The following is a 21,912-nucleotide window of genomic DNA, read 5'->3' as shown; positions in this document are numbered from 1 at the left end:
TTAATTTTAAACAAAATATTATGAAAAAAATAAGCCTGTTATTTTTTTTGATTTCGATGTTCACATTCGCGCAACAGTCGGTTTTAGATCAGAAAATCAATTTCATTATAAAAGATAAAAAAGCGACCGTCGGAGTTTCTGTTTTAGGCTTTGAAAACAACTTTAAATACAACAAAAACGGTGATAAAAATCTACCGACTTTAAGCGTTTTTAAGTTTCATATTGCCTGTGCGGTTCTGGATTTGGTGGATAAAGGAAAATTTTCGCTCAATCAGAAATATACATTAAAAGAATCTGAATTATTAGCTAATACCTGGTCGCCCATCAAAAAGAAATATCCGAAAGGAGATATTACGCTGAGTTTAGGCGAAATCATTGATTACACGGTTGCGTGGAGTGATAATAACGGTTGTGATTTTTTATTGAAGTTAATTGGCGGACCTCAAACGGTTCAAAAATTCATGGATTCTAAAGGTGTAAAAGGTTTTCAGATTAAAGTAAATGAAGACGAAATGCATAAAGACTGGAAAAATCAATACAAAAACTACAGCACCACCAATTCTGCGGTTGCTTTGCTTAAAAAATTCTATGACAGAAAAATACTTTCCAAAAAATCTACAGATTATCTGTACAATATCATGCTGAATACTTCTACCGGAACAAATAAGTTGAAAGAACAGCTTCCAAAAGGAATTACAGCTTATAAAACGGGGTCTTCCGGGAAGTATGATAATGGTTTGACAGTGGCTGAAAATGATATGGGAATTGTGACATTACCTAACGATAAACATTACGCAATTGCTGTATTTATAAGCAATTCCACTGAATCTGATGTGGTAAATTGCAAGGTTATTTCGGATATTTCTAAAGTCGTTTTCGACTATTTTAATAAATAGAATTTTAAGCTTATTTTTAAAGCAGTAAAATCTTTACAAAAGCAGACTTTATCATGAAAAAGATATTTTTAACAATCGCTATTTTCTGTTTTGCATTTTCATTTGCGCAGAAAGGACAAAGCTATCTACAGATTGGGTACGGAAGCATCTGTTGCGGAACTCCGTCCACAGATCCAGTAATGAATTATGTAAACCAATTTCAGAAAAAGAACAAAATAAAATCAATTGAAGTCTTGAAGCAATCTGGACTTGGAAGAGAAGGTGAATTCAATTTATATATCGGGATCGATGCTCTTTCTAAAACACAGAGACCTATTTTTATAAAAGGGCTTCAGGCTGCAGTGCTTTCTCAGAATGCAAAAAGAAAGCAAAATCAGGATGGAATCGTCAATTTTGAAGAGGTTACGATTGTTTCAAATAAAGATCTAGCCAACGCAAAAAACTTAACTATCTATAAAAAATAATTTTAACTAAATAAGGAAAAATGATCAAAAACATTGTAGTTATCGGAGCAGGAACCATGGGAAATGGTATCGCACACACTTTCGCACAAAGTGGTTTTAAAGTAAACTTGGTAGATGTATCCCAAGATGCTTTAGACAGAGGCTTGAAGACCATTACTACGAACCTTGACAGAATAATTGCAAAGGGTAACCTTACCGAAGAACAAAAAGCCGAAACTTTAGGAAATATCACCTCTTTCACGGCTTTACAAGATGCTGTAGGATCTGCGGATCTTATCGTGGAAGCAGCTACTGAAAATCAGGAATTAAAGTTGAAAATTTTCGGTCAGATGGATGAATTTGCACCTGAAAACTGTATTTTGGCAACCAATACATCCTCTATTTCTATTACCAAAATTGCTGCCGCTACCAAAAGGGCAGATAAAGTAATCGGAATGCACTTTATGAATCCCGTTCCAATCATGAAATTGGTTGAAATTATTAAGGGATATTCTACTTCTAAAGAAACTTTTGACTCAATTTACGAAATGAGCAAAACTTTAGGAAAAATTCCTGTGGAAGTAAATGATTATCCGGGATTTGTAGCCAACAGAATCCTAATGCCAATGATCAACGAATCTATCGAAACGCTTTACAACGGTGTAGCGGGAGTTGAAGAAATTGATACGGTAATGAAATTAGGAATGGCACACCCGATGGGGCCACTTCAATTGGCAGATTTTATCGGTCTTGATGTTTGTTTAGCGATCTTAAACGTGATGTATGAAGGTTTCAAAAATCCTAAATATGCACCGAACCCATTATTGGTAAATATGGTGATGGCAGGGAAATTAGGCGTAAAATCAGGCGAAGGTTTTTATGACTACTCTGAAAGTAAAAAAGCTGAAAAAGTAGCAAAAATGTTTTCAAAATAATTTTTAAGTTGTGCTTTATAAGTTATAAATTTGGACCACAAAACCCGCAATCTATAACCTAATAACTGCAACCTTGATAAAAATTAAAGAAAAATATATACAAATATCAATGGTCATCATTACTTTAGTGATGACCATTTTACGTTTTTTACTGAACGAAAAAGGAAGAGTAAGCCCGGATTCTATAAGATATATGAGATTTGCTCACGGACTTCCGGAAATTGATAATACCATTACTCCGGCGGGTTATCCTGTAGCGATCAAATTTTTCACTTTTTTTGGTCTTGATGAATTTTGGGGAAGTAAAATCATTGGAATTTTAGCATTTCTTTTCATCATTTTCTTTGCTTGGAAGAAAAATTTTTATTTCAAAGAAGCGATTGTTGTAAGCTCATTATTCAGCTTTTTATCTATTTACTCTTTCACGATGAGCGAAGCATTAACATTGCCTTTTGTACTGCTTCTACTCTACTCTGCAATGCTTGTTATTAAAGATAAAATCGGAAAATTAGAAGGTATTATGTATCTTTCATTAAGTTTGATTGCCATTTATAACATTCGATATACCGGACTTTTCATTGTGGGAGGATCCGGACTTTTCGGATTACTTTACTGGAAAAGAAAATTTGCCTCAAGCTTTATCATTTCAGGAATTATCGGTTTTATTTTGATTGTTCTGTATAAATTTCTCTTTATTGACTATTTTAACGAAGATTATATTGGTCAAAACCTGAATATGGGATTGCATACTACTCCTGAGCTTTTAGTTCAACTATTTCAGGGCTTATGTACTACTTTTAATCCTTTTGTTCATATTGCAAATCCGGGAGGAGGAATCGTTAATTACGGAATTTACGGAATCGGATTATTAAATATACTTTTAATCATATTCTTGTTTATAAAGAAAAAACTTTCAGATACAGAATCTTTCTTCATCGTAATTGGAGTTTCTGCTATTGCGTGCTCTTATTTTGTACAATATTTTTATTCGGTAAATGCGATAGACTATCGATTGATGGCGCCTTTCAGCTTTCCGATATGGTTGGTTTATTTCAAAAAAATGTTCCAAATCTTTAATACAAAAGTGTATGTGATCGGATTTTTAAGTTTAATGACTGGGATGATCTTCACATGGCTTTCCAAGGGAAATTATCTTGAAAACAGAAAAGCAGCAAAGGAATTTTTACAGGCCGAAAAATTAGATAAAGTTCCTTTACAATTTTATCTTGAAACGGAAGAAGACCTTGAAAAAATTCAGGTTGCGGAATTACTGAGTACTGTAAACCCACAAATCAGAGTAACTTTCAAACCGGAAGACAGTCTTAAGAGAACTACCTTAACACGTTACAAAGTTTTACAAAAAATTAAAATCGACAAGAATAAATATCAATAATTTTATTATCTTTGATTTAAAGTTAAAACATTAAAAAAATGAAATTACCAAAGTTTTTATTAGCAGATAATTCGGAATTTCCAGAAGATTTATTCGTGGTTCATACAGAATACCCAAGATTTATCTTAAACGTAGAGGAAGAAGAAGTTGAGTGGTTAGATGATTTGGAAGGTGATGATGAAGAAACGATGGCAGATGAGGCTACTAAAGTGGTAGAAGCTGCTTTCAAATGGTGTGATGAAGAATTAGCTAAGTACGACGAAGAGGAGGACGAAGAATAATTAACAATCAAAACATAAAAAAGGAACTCAAATTGAGTTCCTTTTGTTTTTTATTCTGCTTTATTGAATTTCAATAGTAAAAGATTATCTTTATACAATTCCAAAGTATTTCCTGAAACTACATATTTGTTAGCTTTCCCAACCATATCCATGAAGTTTTGCTCCACGCTCATGTTGTCGCAAGCCATTTTTGTTGATCCTAATGCACCTGCAGAAAAATTACCGCTTGAAGGGTCTACTTTTGCAGTTCCGAAATAATTATTACATCCTGCATTTCCGCTGATTTTTTCTCCTTCAATATTAAGTGACGGAACTTTACCTTTCACATTATCAGCCAAAGTCCATTTTGTACTGGATAATGAAGGTTGTGCTTTACCAACTTTAGAAGCCGAAGCACTCGTCATTGTCCCACATGATGCCAAAACCACAGCCGCACCTATACTTAAAAAAAGATTTTTCATTTTTCCTTTATTGATTTAAACCAAATTTACGTAAATTAAATTATTTAAACGGTTTTCGGTGAATTTTATTATTCTTTTAAGATTATTTTTCATTGAAAAATTTCTTTAGAAGATCAGAAAAAAGAGTGTAAATTTTAGATACTTCGACGGGCTCAGCAGGACATTTCTAATACTATCAACAAGTTATAATATAAAAACAAAAAACGGACTTTAAAAGCCCGTTTCTATGATATATTTTAATAAAAATTATCCTCTTAATTCTGCACCAAATTCTTTTTCAAAAGATTTGATTAAAGAATCCATTACAGAAGCAATTTCTTTTTCTTCCAATGTTTTTTCTTCATTTAGAAGTTCAAAACTCATGGCATAAGATTTCTTACCTTCAGGAAGATTTTTTCCTTCATAAACATCAAACAAGTTGATATTTTTAATATAAGGAGACTTGTTCTTTTTAGCCGTCTGATAAAGATCCTGATAGTTTACATTCTTATCAATCAAGAATGCTAAATCTCTTCTGATTTTGTTGAATTTAGGAATATCCTTAAACTTCAATTCGTTTTTAGAACGCAATTCCTGAGCATATTCTAACTCGATTTCAGCATAGAAACATTCCTGATCGATGTCAAAATCTTTCATTAACTGAGGAGCCACTTTTCCGATTCTTACCAAAGATTTACCATCAACTTCATACGCCAATGCATCAGAAAATCTTTCGTCAGACAAAGCAACTTCTTTATAATCAATTGCTAATCTTTCCAATAAAACTTTCACATAAGCTTTTAAGTTATAGAAACTTGTAGCAGATTTTGGCTGCAACCAGTTTTCAGCAACTTCCCTTCCGGAAACAAGGATTGCCAATTGTTTTCTTTCCTCGTATTTCTCTCTTTTATGGTAAATTTTTCCGAGTTCGAAAAACTTAATATCCTGATTTTTTCTGTTGATATTGTAGATCGCATTTTGCAAAAGACCTTCTAGTAAAGACTTTCTCATGAATGCCAGATCACCGCTCAAAGGATTCAATAATTTTACAGCATCAGTTTCATCTTTTACAGAAGTTAATGAGTTGTTCATCACTTCATTGAAGCCTAAACTTTGCAAAGTTCTTGCCCAGTTATTTTCCAGTTCGTCCTGATCGTTTGCACTCAATTTTACAGGCGTGAATGAAATCTTCTGCGGAGCATCAATTTTATTATATCCGTAAATTCTTAAGATTTCTTCAATAACGTCGATTTCTCTCGTTACATCTGCTCTGTAAGCAGGAACAGAGATTTCTAGACCATTCTGAATTTCGTTTAAAACCTGAATTTCCAACGCTTTCAAAATTTCTTTTACTTTCTCTCTGTGAATTTTTGTTCCTAAAATCTGTTCAATTTTTGAGAATCTGATGATCACATAATTATCTTCCAGTTTCTTTGGATATTCTTCTAACAAATCACCAACCAATTGTCCTTCAGCTAATTCCTGAATCAATTTGATAGCATGTGTGATTGCCGTTCTTGTAATATTAGGGTCAACACCTCTTTCAAATCTGAAAGACGCATCTGTATTTAAACCATGGAATTTAGCTCCTTTTCTCACCGCAACCGGGTTGAAATAAGCACTTTCCAGGAAAATAGTTTTAGTCTCATTAGAAACTCCCGAAGTAGCGCCACCGAAAACTCCGGCAATACACATCGGCGTATCTTTTCCGTCTTTGATCATGATCTCAGAACCGTTCAATGTTCTTTCAACACCATCCAAAGTCGTGAATTTTGTCCCTTCTTTTACGGTTCCTACTTTCACTTTTTTATCTGCAATTTTATCTGCATCAAAAGCATGAAGCGGCTGTCCGTAGCCATGAAGAATATAATTGGTAATATCTACAACATTATTAATTGGGCTTAATCCGATTGCTTTTAATCTGTCTTTTAACCAAGACGGAGAATCTGCAACTTTCACATTTTCAATCACTGCACCAATATATCTAGGGCACAATTCTGAATCTTCAACTTCTAATGTGAAATCGTGAGAACCTTCGTTGTTCAAGGCAACAGAAGACACTTTTTCAAAAGTAGATTTTTGCTGATTGGTAGAAAGAAAGGCATACAAATCTCTTGCAACACCGTAGTGAGACATAGCATCAGTTCGGTTCGGTGTTAAACCGATTTCAAAAACCTCATCATTCGTTAATTCAAAATAATCAGCGAAATTTTTTCCGACTTCATATTTTTCCTCATCCAAGACCATGATTCCACCGTGATCATCGCTAAGACCAAGCTCATCTTCTGCGCAGATCATTCCCTGAGAAACCTCACTTCTGATCTTTGCTTCTTTAATTTCAAAAAAGTTTCCGGTTTTATCATAGATTTTTGTTCCGACAACAGCTACAGGAACCGTTTGACCTGCTTCCACATTCGGAGCCCCGCAAACGATATTCAAAATTTTTCCGTTTCCTACATCTACTGTTGTTTTCTTTAATTTGTCTGCATTCGGATGTTTTTCGCAAGTTAAAACCTTACCTACAACAATTCCTTCCAAGCTTCCTTTTACGCTTTCAAATTTTTCTATCCCTTCAACCTCAAGACCAATATCCGTAAGGAACTCACCGATTCTTTCAGTTTTCAATTCCGATTTGATAAAGTCTTTCAGCCAGTTGTTTGATATTTTCATTTGCTCAATCTATTTTTTAATTGGTCTGTTGAAACTTAGTCGTTTCAGCAGATCATTTTATTAAGGTCAAAAAAACCTTTACTTATTTTGAAATTTTGCTCGAATTTTTCGCGGTACAAATATCGTGTTTTTTCGAGAAATAAAGAAATTTAAATGGGATAACAATTTCAAATTTATTTGTTATAGAACAGGCAAAAATAGTTTAGAGGCTTTTCCCTTCGATATAATCCATCAGGGATTTCTTATAATTTGGAGCGATTACGATCTGCTGATTTCCGATGACGATATGATTTCTCTCAATGGCTTCAATTTTATTCAAACCAATAATAAACGACCGATGAACCCTCATAAAATCTTCAGAAGGCAGTTCTTCTTCCAACTTTTTAAGGCTCATCAGTGTTAAAACCGGTTTAGGATTATCTTTAAGGTAAATTTTTACATAATCTTTTAATCCTTCAATATAAAGCACTTCCGAAAAATCGATTTTCACTTGTCTGTATTCTGATTTCACAAAGATAAAATCCTGTTTCTTTTCTATTTTTGGAAATGAATTCGACTGCAAAGATTCAAAATAAACTCTTGCTTTCTGAGCAGCATTCAGAAATTCATTATAATCAAATGGTTTCAGAAGATAATCTAACGCATTTACTTTGTAGCCATCGATGGCATACTGTTCAAAAGCCGTCGTGAAGATCACTTTACTTCGCGCTGGGATCATTTTTGAAAATTCTAATCCGGTAAGATCAGGCATCTGAATATCAAGAAAAAAAAGGTCTATTTCACTTTGTTCATCGCAAAACCTCATCGCTTCCACCGCATTGTTACATTTGGCTTTCAGTTCTAGAAATGGAGTTTTCAAAACATAGCTTTCAATTAATTGTAAAGCCATCGGTTCATCATCAGCAATCAGACAGGTTATTTTTTTCATCTTTTATTTGATTTTCAGTTTCATTTCCGCAATATACATTCCGTTGTTGAGATGAGAATGGAACTCATATTTTTCGGGATACAATAAATTTAGTCTTTTCTTCAGATTTTCAACGCCGATTCCTGAACCGCTTTTATCGGTATCAGTTTTAGGAAAATTAGAATTTGAAGCCATAAAAAGAATTTCTTCCTCTTCATTAATTTCCATTTTAAAGCTGATATCTGAATGCTGTGTTGCCGAAACTCCATGTTTAAAAGCATTTTCCACCACAGAAATAAAAAGCAAAGGCGCAATTTCCAAGTTAGGAATTTTTGAAGGGAAACTCGTATAGACTTTCGTATTATCATTCAGACGAAGCGTCATCAGCTCAATATATTTGTTCAAAAAATCAATTTCTTCGGAAAGTGTGATCTTTTCAACATCCGTTTTATATAACAGATGGCGCATCAGTTTACTCAAACTGTGGATGCTTTGTTTTGCTTTATCAGGCGCAAAATCAATCAATGAATAAATATTATTCAATGCATTAAAGAAAAAATGCGGCTGCAACTGATATTTAAGATGCTGAAGTTCAGATTTCAGTTTTATATTATCCGCTTCACGCTTCATTTCTTCGGCCTGCTTCATTCTCTGTCCAGAATTGATGGCAACGGAAAATGCAATGGGAATCAGATAAATCATAAAATCCATGAAATAAATGAACATTTCAGGAGGTCTTCTTCCACCGCCACCTTTGGGTTTAGGATCTTCGATAAGCTCAAAAATCTGCTGTTTCAGAATAATCAAAGCTATAATAAGAAGAATATTGATGAGGAGAAAACGAATTTTTTTATCCGAATACAGCCAATTGATAAGAAAAAAATAATTAATATAAAAAATAACTGCCAAAAAGAACAGTTGCAACCAAAAGTGCTTGAAAAGTTCCAGCCAATTTCCGTCTGAGCCCAGCGAAAATGCTGCAGGAAGAAAGAAAAGAACCAGCCATATCAACAAATGAATGCTGATTTCCAGCTTTTTACTTTTAATATTAATCATAACAATTCATTATCATTTTAATTACTCTAAAACCTTTCATTGGTTAAAATTTAAACTTATTCAAACCATTAAAAATCGTCGATTTATGAAATCTTTGAAGAAGTGAATTTAAAATTTTTTCTACCATTTCCCTCTACTTTTCAACATTAAAATTCTAATTTTATTCGTATCTCAAGGCATTGATAGGATCTGCCTGAGCTGCTTTTCTCGCAGGGTACCATCCAAAAAAGACACCCGTAACCGTACACACCGCAAATGAGATCACAATAGAGCTCATTGTAATACTAACGGGCCAACCCGCAAATTGTTTTACACAAAAAGTGGCAACTAACCCGATAACAACGCCTAAAACACCGCCCGTAATGCTAATCAACACAGATTCAATTAAAAACTGCATCAGAATATCATTTCCTTTGGCTCCAATAGCCATTCTCAAACCAATCTCTTTTGTTCTTTCTTTCACTGAAACATACATGATATTCATAATTCCGATTCCACCAACAATTAGGGAAATACTGGCAATGGCGACCAAAAGAACCGTCAACATTTCACTTGTTGAACTAAATGTAGAGATAATTTCCTGCTGGGAAGACACGTTAAAATCGTTATCTTCATCAGGCTTTATCTTGTGCTGATTTTCCATGATGGTTTTAATTTCATTAACAGCCGCTTCAGAATCTTCTTCACTCAGCGATGATGCCACAATAGACTGCAGATATTTTTGGGCTAAAATTCTCTTCTGAACCGCAGTGTAAGGCGCAATAATGATATCATCCTGATCCTGACCGAATGTATTTTCACCTTTTTCGCGAAGTACCCCAATCACTTTGAAAGGAATATTTTTAAAACGAATCATTTTTCCGATCGGGTTTTCATTTGGAAACAGATTTTCCTGAACCGTTTTTCCGATCACCGCCACTTTTGCATACGCTTCCACATCATCTTCCGTAAACATAGAACCCTCTTCCACAGCCCAATCACGAATCTTTAAATATTCAGGAGAAGCCCCGTAAATTGAGGTAGGCCAGTTGTTGGAGCCTGCAATACTCTGTCCGCTACCGTTCACCAAAGGCGAAATATTTTTAATGAGTTTCGCTTTTGTTTTTAAAACATTATAATCCGCCAATGTTAACGTCTGCATTGCAGAAGGATCCGAACGCACACCGCCCATCATTCCGGCGCCGGGGCGAACTGTAATTAAATTCGCACCCATGCTCGAAATATTTTTCTTAATACTTTCCTTGGAGCCTTCGCCTATGGCAAGCATCGCAATCACGGAAGCTACCCCGATAATAATTCCCAGCATGGTAAGCATGGCGCGGGTTTTATTGAGAAGAATAGCTTTCCAGGCTATTTTAAGTAAATTTAAAAAGTTCATTATTTTCTGTGATTTAGATAAAAACATTCACAAGCCTCATCATCTTCATCATCCATCCTTATTTTCTGCAGCATTCCCTTTTTACTGAAGCTTGCAAATGTTTGATATACAACTAATAAATGATATGAATTTTCTTTATTCTGCAGTAGGAAGCTTTAATAGCTCCTCTGCAGCATATAATCTTTCGGTAACCAGTCGGTCTTCCGTAATATTTCCGTCTTTTAAAACGACCGTTCTTCGGCTGAATTTAGCAATATCATCTTCGTGAGTAACAAATCCAATGGTGATTCCCTGATCGTTTAATTCCTGAAAAAGATTCATGACTTCATAGGAGGTTCGGGTGTCCAAATTTCCTGTCGCTTCATCCGCAAGCAGAATAATCGGATGATTTACCAACGCTCTGGCGATAGCAACCCTTTGTTGCTGACCTCCCGATAACTGACTCGGAATATGGTACATTCTGCTCTCTAAACCCACCTGTTTCAAGGCTTTTACCGCTCGCTCTCTTCTTTCTTCTGCCGAAACTTTAGGATTATAAAGCAACGGAAGTTCTACATTTTCCAGCGCGCTCGTTCTCGCCAGCAAATTATACGACTGAAAAATAAATCCTATCTTCTGATTCCTGATATCGGCTAACTGGTTTTTATTTAAATCTTTCACAGAAACGCCATCCAGTTCATACGTTCCGGAAGTCGGCTGATCGAGACATCCTAAAATATTCAGAAAAGTAGACTTCCCAGAACCACTGGTTCCCATGATCGTTACAAATTCTCCTTCATTGATCGTTAAATTAATCCCCTTCAGAGCATGCACAATCTCATCTCCCATTTTGAATTCGCGCTTCAGATTTTCTATATTGATGATTGGTTTCATTCCTTCGTCGTTTAAGGTTTAAGGTTTTTTGTTGAAAAGTTTCAATCATTAATTTCCTGGAGGTGGACCTTGATTTGAACTTGATTTTTTATTATTGTTACTCGGTCTTTTCGGCATAAACGGACTGTTTTCCGATTGAGACTTCGTCACTGCTTCTTGCTGTTCATCCAATGAAGTTAAAACCTGTTCATTTCCTTCCAAACCATTTTGAATCTGAACATTTACGCCGTCATTGATACCAACTGTCACTAATTTTTGAGATAAAGTATTGTCTTTATTTTTAATCCATACATACTTTTCTTTGTTCTTCCCTGTTTTAATTTCAGGAATTTTCGCCGTCAGTTTGTTTTGAAGATAATATTTCTGTAAAGTTTCAGCATCCGGGCTAAAACTAATGGCTCCCGCCGGAATTGTATTGATATTTTTAAGTTCCTGTGTGAAAATGGTGATCGTTGCCGTCAATCCGGGTTTTAATTTCTGTTCAGAATTATCGGCATCAATAATTACGGTGTAGGTTACCACATTAGATTCCGTAGTGGCTGCTAATCTCACCTGACGAACTTTTCCGTTAAATTCTTCCTGTGGAAAAGCATCTACGGTAAACGTCACACGCTGCCCTACTTCCACTCCGCCAATATCGGCCTCATCCACATTGGCCTCAACCTGCATTTTTGTGATATCTTTAGCAATGGTAAACAACGTCGGTGTCGTCATACTTGCCGCTACCGTTTGTCCCTCTTCCACTTCACGGCTTAGGATAATTCCGTCAATCGGCGCATAAATATTGGCATAACTTAGGTTCGTTTTTGCTTGTGCTAATGCTGTTTGTTTTTGGCTTACCGTCTGTTGAGAGTTTTTAACCTGATAAGCCGCCTGTTCGTAATCTGCCTTACTAATAACCCCTGCTTTAAACATACTGTTTTGACGGTTATAATTTTGCTGATAGTAATTAAGCTCATTCAAAGCCGCATTATACTGAGCCATTGCATTATTTACAGACTCCTGAAGGTTTGTTTTGTCTAATTCCGCCAAAAGCTGCCCTTTTTTAACCTGAGAATTATAATCCACATAAATATGATTGATAATCCCTGAAACCTGTGTTCCCACTTCCACCTGATCTACAGGTTCCACAGTACCTGTAGCCGTTACCGAAGTGGTAATGTTTTGCTTGGTCATTTTCACCGTCTGAACAGAAATTTTAGGATCTTCTTTTTGCGTAAAATATCTATAAGCAAAAACCACAGCAATCACTATAATTAAAGTAATAGCAGAATTTTTAAAGTATTTTTTATATTTCGGATTCATTTTGATAATATTTTATTCTGTTATTTTAGTTTACTGTTAAAGTTTTTCCTTGATAAAAATTCAAAAGCTGCGTGTATAAAACTGCCATATATTTTGACTGTAAATACGTTTGCTCATTCGTTAAATAAGTATTTCTGCTCACCGACAATTCTGTTGTCGTTAACCCTCCGAATTCAAACTTCTTGTTGGCCAAATCGTAAGCAAGTTTTGCATTATCCCTTGCTACTTTTGAAGATTTTTGCTGAGCCTGATTGGCGATAGCATTTTGCCAAGCCGTTTCAATGCTTGAATACAATGTTTTGCCTGCACTTATTTTATCTAATTGATTCTGTTCAATATCGATTTTTGCCAGTTTTACATTTGTGTCATTCTGTTTTTTAGAAAAAATGGGAATGTTTAAGGATAAACCCACCGATTTATTGAAATTGTTTTTCACCTGATTAAAATAGCTGTAATCCTGAGTGCTTGTAAATCCAGTATTTAGCCCTGCTGTTGCCGAAAGTGTTGGTAGATAACCTGCTTTCGTAATCGCTAAAGCTTTATTTAAAATTTCATTTTGATAATCATAGATCTTTAAATCCGGAAGATTTTCAGAAGCTTGGGCAAAAACCTGTTGCTTATCCGGAATTGTTTCCTCCAAATCCGTAAGATTTATTTTTTCAATTTGAAAATCAACAGTCGGTTCCAATTCCAGAAGTTGTTTCAATTTTAAAACCTGCTGATTATAAAGATTTTCACTGTTCACAACCGTATATTGATTCTGTGCATCCTGAGTTTCAACATCTGCGAGTTCTAACTTTGAAATAGCTCCGTTTTTAAACTTAACCTGTGTCAGTTTTAATTCCTGAGCGGAAGAACTAGCGGTATTTTTTGCAATTTCAATTCCTTCATAATAATATAAAGACTGGAGATAGGCATTCAAAACATTTAAAATAATATTGTTTTCAGCCTGTTTTTGATACAATGACGATTGCTCCAGCAAAATTTTATTCTGTTCGATCTGAAGATTCAGTTTATTTCCCTGATAAATCACCGCATTGGCTGAGATCCCAAAACTGTTGGAAAGAATATTTTGATTCACAAAACTACTGGTAATCGGATCAATACTTGAACCATTTGTTAAACCAAAAGAAGATGAACCATAAATGGTAGGCAGTTTGTTGTTTTTCTGCTGCTGATAATTGAGTTGAGCCGTTGTCTTATCCAACACTGTTTTTTTTACGGTAATGTTGTTTTCAACAGCGTAATCAAGACAATCCTGAAGCGTCCATATTTTTTGAGCGGAAGCGAATGTTCCGACGAAAAGTGCTATGAGAATATATTGTTTCATTTCTGTCTGTTTTACCAAACAAAATTGCCAAATCGTGAAACCAATATCAATTTTATTAGACGAACGGTGTAATTTTCTAGAAGAACGGTATTTTTATCGATGAATTTACATTGGCTTTCTCTAAATTTATTTCTTTTGAGCTTCTTATTTTGGAAAAATCTAAGAACAATTTTCCCTTCTATAATGCTAAGTTTAGATTCAAGAGGATGACAAATCGTATATCATTCTAAAACTTTTTTTGAAATGACTGAATTCCTAGCCCCGATCGCAGCGCTCATTTACTTTATTTACGGCTCGGCGGCTTCGCCGCCGAGCCGTAAATAAAGTAAATAGCGAGTGCGTAGAGCGGGATTATGCTCCTAAAAAACAAAAAAGAGACTGATACCAATCAATCTCTTTTTATATTATTCAATTTTAATATTACAATCCGATTACCGGCATTGATAGCATTAAAATATTTTCGTTGTCTTCAAGACCGTCAAGTGGCTCGATAATTCCCGGTCTGTTTGGTTGAGACATTTTCATTGTAATATCGTCTGAACCTAAAATCGTTAACATTTCCGTTAAAAACTTAGAACTGAATCCGATGTTGATATCTTCTCCGTTATAGTCGCAAGGAATCTGCATATCTGCCTTGTTTGCATATTCTGTATCTTCTGCGTGAAGGTGAAGAATATTTGCAGAAAGTTTGAATCTTACCTGATTAGTAGATTTATTTGACATGATAGAAGCTCTTTTAATAGCTCCCAACAATAGATTTCTGTTGATTGTCAACACATTCGGGTTTTCTTTTGGAATTACCGCTGTATAGTTAGGATATTTTCCGTCAATCAATCTACAGATCCAGATATGTTTGCCAAAAGTAAATTTAGCCATGTTCTCGTTGAAGTCGATTTTCACGTCTTCATTTGAGCTTGCTAAAATATTCTTGAAAATGTTCAAAGGTTTTTTAGGCATGATAAATTCCATTGGCTCGGCATTCATCAAATCCTGTCTTTTGTATACAACCAATCGGTGAGAATCTGTAGAAACAAAGTTCGTTTCGTTTTCTCCAAACTGGAAAAGAACTCCCGTCATTACAGGACGAAGAGAATCATTACTTGTAGCAAAAAGGGTATTTGTAAGCGCTTCAGATAAAACTCCGGCAGGCATTGTAACGCTCTGAGAAGCATCAAATTCCGGAAGTTCAGGATAATCATCAGCATTATCTAATGCTACCGCGAAATTATCTTTCTCATCTAAGATCTCAAGCTGACTTCCCGTTCCTTCTGCATTATCTTTTACAACCAACGTTAGCGGCTGCTCTCCGTAAGTCTTGATGAAATCCTGAAAAATCTTTGCCGGAACAGCAAATTTTCCCGCGTCATCAGACTTTACTTCAAGAGAAGTTACAAGAGTCGTCTCACCATCAGATGCTGTAATGGTAACGTTGTTTCCGTCTAATTCAAAAAGATAGTTTTCTAAAATCGGTCTCGATTGAGAGCTTGATATTACGCCACTTACAGTTTGCAACGCCTTCTGCAGTTCACCACTTGAAATAATAAATTTCATAGATTTAAAAATAATTTTTACAAATATAATAAATAGAAAATAGATTGAAAAGAATATTGACGAGAGTTTATTAACATCCATCAAAAGAATTTTCCAACTCCTTCTGCTCCACTTTTTTGTTCCGTAAGATTATTCTTACGAGCTTAAATTTAATAATTATTTTTGACCAATTGAGTATATTTGTCAATAATATTTTTGTCATGCGAAAACCACCTATTCATAAAAGTTTTTTATACGCTTTCCGAGGTGTTTTTTTGATGATGAAAAGTGAAAGAAATTTCCAAATCGAGCTTTTGGCTTTCTTTATCAATCTGTTTCTTATTTTCTATTTAAAACTTTCCACAATTGACACTATTCTTATCTTGATCGTTTGCTATGGGGTTTTAGTTGCGGAAATTTTCAATACAGCAATTGAAAAAATATGCGATATGATTCAGCCTGAATTTGATAAAAGAATTGGTTTTATTAAAGATATTGCGGCGGGAGCGGTTATTTTAACGGCTGTTTTATCGGGAGTTGTAGGAATTTTGGTGTATTGGAAGTATATATTTTAATAATCTCAAATAAATTTTGGCTAAAGCCATATTGCCTGGCTATAAAAGTTAAACGGGCTAAAGCCCGTTCCTATTGATATTTTTATTAATAATGTTCCTACGAATTATTCCAAATACTTTTCAATAACGGGAATTGCAATTTCAGCCATTACGCCATATCCTTTTTCATTGGGATGAACTCCGTCTTTCGAAAGCAGAACTTCTTTATCATCTACAAATCCCGAGTAAAAATCAACGTAATTCAAAGACTTTTCAGCACAAATTTCTTTAAGAATCTGATTGTATTTTAAAATTTCCTCTGTCGACCTCAACTTTCCAGAAGCAACCATAACTCCATCTATATTTTTAGAAATCGGGAGAATGCTGATTAAATAAATATCTTGTGCATATTGTTTTGCCTGTTCAACAGCGGTTAAAATATTAGCTTTAAACTGTTCCGGATTTATCAAATGGGTTCCCTCTTTTACAGCTAAATCATTGGCTCCGTAACCAATGAAAACAATATTTCCTTCAGGAGAATTTCTGGCAGCCATTTCATAAGGAATTCTTTTAAGCAGACCTTCTGTAGTTTCGCCACCGATTCCGAGATTGTAAATAATCAGTTCACTGCTTCCTTCATTGTATTTCTGTAAAGCATATCTTTTCAGAATATCTACCCAACCGCCAAATACACCGTCGTATTCTCCGTAAGTGATGCTGTCACCGAAAAATAATCCGTATCTCATTTTTTTCATTTACTTTTTAAATATTTTTAATTGTGAACTTTGAATTTTGAGCCAAGAATTATCAAGATCCTTCGACTTCGCTCAGGATGACATCGCTAATATTTATTGTTTTAATACTACTTAACTCCCCTTAACTTCTTAAATAAAACCTTAATGGTTTAAAATAAAAATCAATCCAAAATTAGCGTAATATTTTTATGTGATTCTATAATTTCAATTAAAATTTCAAATAAAGTTTGTCCGTTTCCGTCGATTAATTCATCCAATTTTTGCTGAATCAATTCTACATTAAAAGGTTTTCCCTGCCTGATTTTATTTTCGTAAAATTCTTTAGTTAAATCAAGTCCTAAATCTTCTTTTGATTTTTGGGAGTCTTTCCAAGTTATATCTGAATCAACTCCATACAAAATATCATCAAAACCATCTAATGTTCCGACTTTCCAACCTTCATCTTTCATAAAAAGTTCAGAAATTTCTTCGTAGAAACCTTTCAGATTTGAAAAATGACTGCCATTAATGACGGTCATTTTCTTTTTATTGTTATTTGAATTATTCAGTTGCATATTTAAAGATACAAGAAAATTTCAAAAGGAAAACTTTAAAATAATTACTTAAAAATTTGTATTAAAAAAGTCAATAAAATCAAGCTGTATTTGTAGGTAACAATTCCTAAAAATAAACAGACAAGACTTTTTACATAATTTAAAAATTTCTTTTCTCCAAAAAACTGACCAATTGCCCAGATAAAGTATATTTGAACGAAATATATTCCAACTTGGGCGATTATAAATAAATTAAGCAACTTCCCAATCAATAGAAAGAATAAAACTGAAATAAAAAATACCCCAAAAATATAAGACAAGAGCACGAAAATCTCAAAAATATTATAGCCGTTTTTATAAAAGAATAATTTGGTCCACACCGCCATAAAAAACCCAATAATCAAAGCAGAATATCCGAGGTGAGAATCTACCCAATTGTTGATTGCATCGATATAATGGTTACTTTCCCGAGTAGATGATTCTCCTAATGCTTTTATATTAAAGATAAGTACATCTATATGAAGCCAATGAATCGCTAAGGTGTAAATAACCGCCGCAAAAACCAGAAAGGCGATAGGTTTTACATACTTCTCGCGGTTTTCTGTAAGATATTCTCTCACCGTTTTTCCGGGACGTATCAAAAGTTCTTTGAGTGTAAAAGGGAAGCCTTTATCAACATGAAAAAGATGCTGAATCTCATGAGAAATATAATGCGCATCGATTCTTTTGATTGTTTTTTTATGGTCAGGAGAATTTTCTTCGTTCATCAGGTTATTGTTTTTAGTTTCTATAATTATGTTTACAAAAATAGGAACTTATTTGTTAAGTCATCATTAAAAAACCCCATAGAATCTAAAATCTATGGGGTTTGTATCGAAAAACTTTGTCAAAGTTCAGAACTTTGACAAAGTTGATTTATTTAAAGTATTCAACTCCGTTTTTGAAGATATTGTGATAATTCGCAGTTGGAATATTTTTCATTAAACCTTCTGCAAAACGTTCCGGGTGTCCCATTCTACCGAAAATTTTTCCGTCTGGGCTGGTAACACCTTCAATTCCGAACAATGAATTATTTGGATTGAACGGCATTCCGTGGGCAATATTTCCTTCTAAATCCAAATATTGAGTTGCGATTTGTCCGTTTTCATACAACTTCTGAATTTCCGCTTCTGAAGCCATAAAACGACCTTCACCATGAGAAATCGGAATTGTGAAAACCTGATCTTTCATGCCTTTTAACCAAGGTGATTCGTCATTGACAACTCTTACATTCACCATCTGAGAAATATGTCTTCTGATTGCGTTGTGAGCCAAAGTCGGAGAATTTTCATCCAAATCTTTGATTCTTCCATAAGGCAACAATCCAGATTTAACTAACGCTTGAAAACCGTTACATATTCCGATAATCATTCCGTCTCTGTCTAACAATTCGTGAACTGCATTTCTCATCTTTTCGTTTTTCAAAACGTTAACAATGAATTTTGCAGAACCATCCGGTTCATCACCTGCTGAGAAACCTCCTGAGAAAGCCAAAATCTGAGAAGTTTTGATTTCCTCTACCCAAGCGTCAATACTTTCGTCCAATAACTGGTGATTGATGTTGATTAAAGGCAGACTGCTGATTACAGCACCTTCTTTTGCGAAAGCATTCAATGTATCATACTCACAGTTTGTTCCCGGGAAAACCGGTGCAAATACTTTTGGCTGAGCGATTCCGTGTTTTTTGATGATAATATTTCTTGGGTTGATTGAGTTTAATTTCTCATCGATCTCAACCGTAATCTTTTCTTTTTCAACCGTTGGGAAAAGATTTTCGAATGTATTCGTGTTTGCAGCTAACAATTTGTAGATCGCAATTGGTTGATTGTTGATCGTTAAAACTTCGTCTGCAACAACTTTTCCGATTAATTGAAGATTTACAGAGCTTAATTCTTCTTTAGATTCGATGATTAAGCTACCGATATTTTTAGCTAATAAAACAGATTCATCAACTGTAATTTCAGCACCTAATCTGTTTCCGAAGCTCATTTTTGCTAAAGCCACTGCAACTCCACCTTCTTTAACCGTTTTTACTGAAACGATTTTTCCTGCTTTAATGTTTTCGAAAATTAATTCATAAACCGTTTTTAAAGCATCATAATTCGGAAGTCCGTTTTCCTGAGCGATATGATTGAAGAAATACACTTTATTTCCTTCCCCTTTAAATTCAGGAGAGATAATATTTTTCTTCTCACCGTTGGCACAAGCAAAAGAAATCAACGTTGGCGGAACATTCAAATCCTGGTATGTTCCACTCATTGAGTCCTTACCACCGATTGCAGCCAATCCAAAATTAATTTGAGCATCATAAGCTCCTAAAAGTGAAGCCAAAGGTTTACCCCATTTTTCAGGATTCTGACCTAATTTCTCAAAATATTCCTGGAAACTGAATCTGATATTTTTATAATCGCCACCCATCGCAACGATTTTCGCAACACTTTCTACCACCGCGTAAGAAGCTCCCAACAAAGAATTCTGCTTAGAAATCTCTGCATCGAATCCCCAACTCGCCAAAGAAACCGTTTCGATATTTTTTGCTCCGATAATTGGCAATGTTTGAACGCTTCCTTCCATCAAAGTCTGCTGATATTTTCCACCTAAAGGCATCGCAACCGTAGTCGCACCAATCGATGAATCAAACATTTCCAACAAACCTTTTTGAGAAGCAACATTTTTATCGCTTAATATTTTTAAGAAATTTTCTTCATTAAATGCAGGCGTCTCTTCTTTTACTTCATGGAGGTGAGTAATTTTAACTTCCTGACTTTTTGAACAACCGTTCGTATCTAAAAACGCTCTTGAAAGGTCAACAATTTTATCACCTTTCCAGAACATCTGCATTCTTCCTGAATCTGTCACTTTTGCAACCTCAACAGCCACAATGTTTTCAGCTTCACAGAACTTAATAAACTGTTCTTTATCTTTAGGCTCAACCACAACCGCCATTCTTTCCTGAGATTCAGAAATAGCCAATTCAGTTCCGTTTAAACCTTCGTATTTTAAAGGTAAAACATCAAGATTAACCTCCAATGAATCAGCGATTTCACCGATTGCTACAGAAACTCCACCAGCTCCAAAGTCGTTAGATTTTTTAATCAGTCTCGTCACTTTAGGATTTCTGAATAATCTCTGAATTTTACGCTCTTCAACCGCATTTCCTTTCTGAACTTCAGAACTCATTGTGTGAATTGAAGTTTCGTCCTGTTCTTTAGAACTTCCGCTTGCTCCACCAACACCATCACGACCCGTTGCACCACCTAGGATGATGATAGAGTCACCTGCTTCAGGCTTTTCACGTCTTACCCAATCCACAGGAACCGCTCCGGCAACGAAACCAACTTCCATTCTTTTTGCCTTGTAACCTTCATCGTAAATTTCGGAAACCATTGTAGTCGCCAAACCGATTTGATTACCGTAAGAAGAATATCCGTTTGCAGCTTGTTTTGTGATTGTTTTTTGAGGTAATTTGCCCGGTAAAGTCTGATCCACAGATCCCAAAACATCAGCAGCACCCGTTAATCTCATCGCCTGGAAAACGAAAGAACGTCCAGACAAAGGATCTCTGATGGCACCACCTAAACACGTTGAAGCCCCACCAAAAGGCTCAATTTCTGTCGGATGATTGTGCGTTTCGTTTTTGAATAATAAATACCACGGTTCTTTTTTACCATCGTATTCAGCTTCGATTTGAATTGTACAAGCGTTGATTTCATCAGAAACCACCAAGTTCTCCAAATTCCCTGTTTTATGGAAATATCTTCCGCAAACCGTTGCCAAATCCATTAAAGAGATTGGTTTCAATTCGCGTCCTAAGAATTTTCTTTTTTCGATATAATCATTGAAAATTGTTTCCAATGTATGTTTAAACTGTCCTTCAAATTCAATATTTGACAATTCTGTTTCAAACGTTGTGTGACGACAGTGGTCGCTCCAATACGTGTCTAAAACTTTAAGTTCAGTTTCCGTAGGATTTCTCTCTTCAGTTTTAAAATATTCCTGAATAAATTTCAAATCATCCAAACCTAATGCAAAACCGTGATTGTTGAAGAATTCCCCTAATTGAGCATCATCAAAATTGATGAAATTTTCGTGAACAATCACTTTTGACGGTGTTTCTTCAGCAGGAATATTTAAAGTTGATAAATCTTTTTCCTGAGATTCAACTTTATTGATCAAAAGATCTTTGATTTTAACTAAATCAGATTCGGAAATTCCTTCAAACTCGATTAATTTTCCGCTTCTTACTTTAGACTTCTCATTTCCAGTCAGTAAAGCTATACATTGCTGAGCAGAATCTGCACGTTGATCATATTGACCAGGCAAAAATTCTAATGCGAAATGAGTTCCTTGTGCCGGATTTTCCTCGATTAAAATATCAGTAACCGGATCTACGAAAGTGCTATTCACAACTTTTTCGAATTCACCATCGTTTAATCCAAAAATATCGTAAACGTTATACACTTTTACGCTTTGGATAGACGGAACCACCGCTTTTACTTCATCAAAAATTTTTGGACTTTCCACATCGAAAATTCCTCTCTTTTCTACGAAAATTCTTTTGTTTTGAGACATTAGATGTCAGATATTAAATATT

At 34.9% G+C, this 21,912-nt stretch carries 19 protein-coding genes; 6 read left to right on the top strand and 13 right to left on the bottom strand.

Translation table 11 applies throughout. From position 1 onward, the window contains the following. Positions 1–20: 20 nt before the first annotated feature. The 5 genes from bla-A (at position 21) to OXQ85_RS04265 (ending at position 3,948) form a co-directional block, all read left to right on the top strand. On the top strand, positions 21–896 hold the full coding sequence (gene bla-A, locus OXQ85_RS04285) for a CGA/CIA family class A beta-lactamase (RefSeq protein ID WP_267402573.1): 876 nt from the start codon (positions 21–23) through the stop codon (positions 894–896). A gap of 53 nt (positions 897–949) precedes the next feature. Further along, positions 950–1,360, top strand: a complete 411-nt coding sequence (locus OXQ85_RS04280) for a hypothetical protein (RefSeq protein WP_267402572.1) — start codon at positions 950–952, stop codon at positions 1,358–1,360. A 23-nt stretch (positions 1,361–1,383) separates the two neighbouring features. Then, on the top strand, positions 1,384–2,274 hold the full coding sequence (locus OXQ85_RS04275) for a 3-hydroxybutyryl-CoA dehydrogenase (RefSeq protein WP_267402821.1): 891 nt from the start codon (positions 1,384–1,386) through the stop codon (positions 2,272–2,274). Between the two features lie 109 nt (positions 2,275–2,383). Then, positions 2,384–3,667, top strand: coding sequence for a hypothetical protein (locus OXQ85_RS04270; RefSeq protein WP_267402571.1), 1,284 nt, complete (start codon positions 2,384–2,386; stop codon positions 3,665–3,667). 38 nt (positions 3,668–3,705) lie between these two features. Next, a complete protein-coding gene (locus tag OXQ85_RS04265; protein WP_267402570.1) occupies positions 3,706–3,948 on the top strand; it encodes a hypothetical protein in 243 nt (80 codons plus the stop codon). A gap of 50 nt (positions 3,949–3,998) precedes the next feature. Here OXQ85_RS04265 and OXQ85_RS04260 read toward each other — a convergent pair whose 3' ends face one another. The 9 genes from OXQ85_RS04260 to dnaN form a co-directional block, all read right to left on the bottom strand. Continuing rightward, entirely contained in the window at positions 3,999–4,409 is a 411-nt protein-coding gene (locus tag OXQ85_RS04260) for an META domain-containing protein (RefSeq protein ID WP_267402569.1), read from the bottom strand. Positions 4,410–4,655: 246 nt separating this feature from the next. Next, positions 4,656–7,058, bottom strand: coding sequence for a phenylalanine--tRNA ligase subunit beta (gene pheT / locus OXQ85_RS04255; protein WP_267402568.1), 2,403 nt, complete (start codon positions 7,056–7,058; stop codon positions 4,656–4,658). 202 nt (positions 7,059–7,260) lie between these two features. Further along, the gene (locus OXQ85_RS04250; protein ID WP_267402567.1) at positions 7,261–7,986 is read right to left on the bottom strand and encodes a LytTR family DNA-binding domain-containing protein; all 726 of its coding nucleotides are present in this window, start codon (positions 7,984–7,986) and stop codon (positions 7,261–7,263) included. 3 nt (positions 7,987–7,989) lie between these two features. Continuing rightward, the gene (locus tag OXQ85_RS04245) at positions 7,990–9,021 is read right to left on the bottom strand and encodes a histidine kinase (protein WP_267402566.1); all 1,032 of its coding nucleotides are present in this window, start codon (positions 9,019–9,021) and stop codon (positions 7,990–7,992) included. A 160-nt stretch (positions 9,022–9,181) separates the two neighbouring features. Next, a complete protein-coding gene (locus tag OXQ85_RS04240; protein WP_267402565.1) occupies positions 9,182–10,399 on the bottom strand; it encodes an ABC transporter permease in 1,218 nt (405 codons plus the stop codon). Between the two features lie 135 nt (positions 10,400–10,534). Next, positions 10,535–11,272, bottom strand: coding sequence for an ABC transporter ATP-binding protein (locus OXQ85_RS04235; RefSeq protein ID WP_267402564.1), 738 nt, complete (start codon positions 11,270–11,272; stop codon positions 10,535–10,537). Between the two features lie 48 nt (positions 11,273–11,320). Then, entirely contained in the window at positions 11,321–12,577 is a 1,257-nt protein-coding gene (locus tag OXQ85_RS04230; RefSeq protein WP_267402563.1) for an efflux RND transporter periplasmic adaptor subunit, read from the bottom strand. A gap of 25 nt (positions 12,578–12,602) precedes the next feature. Continuing rightward, entirely contained in the window at positions 12,603–13,907 is a 1,305-nt protein-coding gene (locus OXQ85_RS04225; RefSeq protein WP_267402562.1) for a TolC family protein, read from the bottom strand. A 420-nt stretch (positions 13,908–14,327) separates the two neighbouring features. After that, a complete protein-coding gene (dnaN, locus tag OXQ85_RS04220; protein WP_267402561.1) occupies positions 14,328–15,458 on the bottom strand; it encodes a DNA polymerase III subunit beta in 1,131 nt (376 codons plus the stop codon). Between the two features lie 200 nt (positions 15,459–15,658). Between dnaN and OXQ85_RS04215 the strand changes: the two genes are divergently transcribed. Continuing rightward, positions 15,659–16,012, top strand: coding sequence for a diacylglycerol kinase family protein (locus OXQ85_RS04215; RefSeq protein WP_267402560.1), 354 nt, complete (start codon positions 15,659–15,661; stop codon positions 16,010–16,012). A 104-nt stretch (positions 16,013–16,116) separates the two neighbouring features. Here OXQ85_RS04215 and OXQ85_RS04210 read toward each other — a convergent pair whose 3' ends face one another. From OXQ85_RS04210 to OXQ85_RS04195, 4 genes are all read right to left on the bottom strand, one after another. Further along, on the bottom strand, positions 16,117–16,746 hold the full coding sequence (locus OXQ85_RS04210) for a GDSL-type esterase/lipase family protein (RefSeq protein WP_267402559.1): 630 nt from the start codon (positions 16,744–16,746) through the stop codon (positions 16,117–16,119). A gap of 161 nt (positions 16,747–16,907) precedes the next feature. Then, complete coding sequence (locus OXQ85_RS04205) at positions 16,908–17,300, bottom strand: ribonuclease inhibitor (RefSeq protein ID WP_267402558.1); 393 nt, start codon at positions 17,298–17,300, stop codon at positions 16,908–16,910. A 44-nt stretch (positions 17,301–17,344) separates the two neighbouring features. Then, positions 17,345–18,046, bottom strand: coding sequence for a DUF3667 domain-containing protein (locus OXQ85_RS04200; protein WP_267402557.1), 702 nt, complete (start codon positions 18,044–18,046; stop codon positions 17,345–17,347). A 148-nt stretch (positions 18,047–18,194) separates the two neighbouring features. Beyond that, positions 18,195–21,890: a phosphoribosylformylglycinamidine synthase gene (locus tag OXQ85_RS04195; RefSeq protein ID WP_267402556.1), complete on the bottom strand. Its 3,696-nt coding sequence runs from the start codon at positions 21,888–21,890 to the stop codon at positions 18,195–18,197. Positions 21,891–21,912 lie beyond the last annotated feature (22 nt).

Source organism: Chryseobacterium sp. GM_Chr_2, assembly GCF_026540445.1.
Lineage (GTDB): Bacteria > Bacteroidota > Bacteroidia > Flavobacteriales > Weeksellaceae > Chryseobacterium.
The sequence above is the reverse complement of the archived record's forward strand: the minus strand, read 5'-3'. Positions and strand labels throughout refer to the sequence as shown.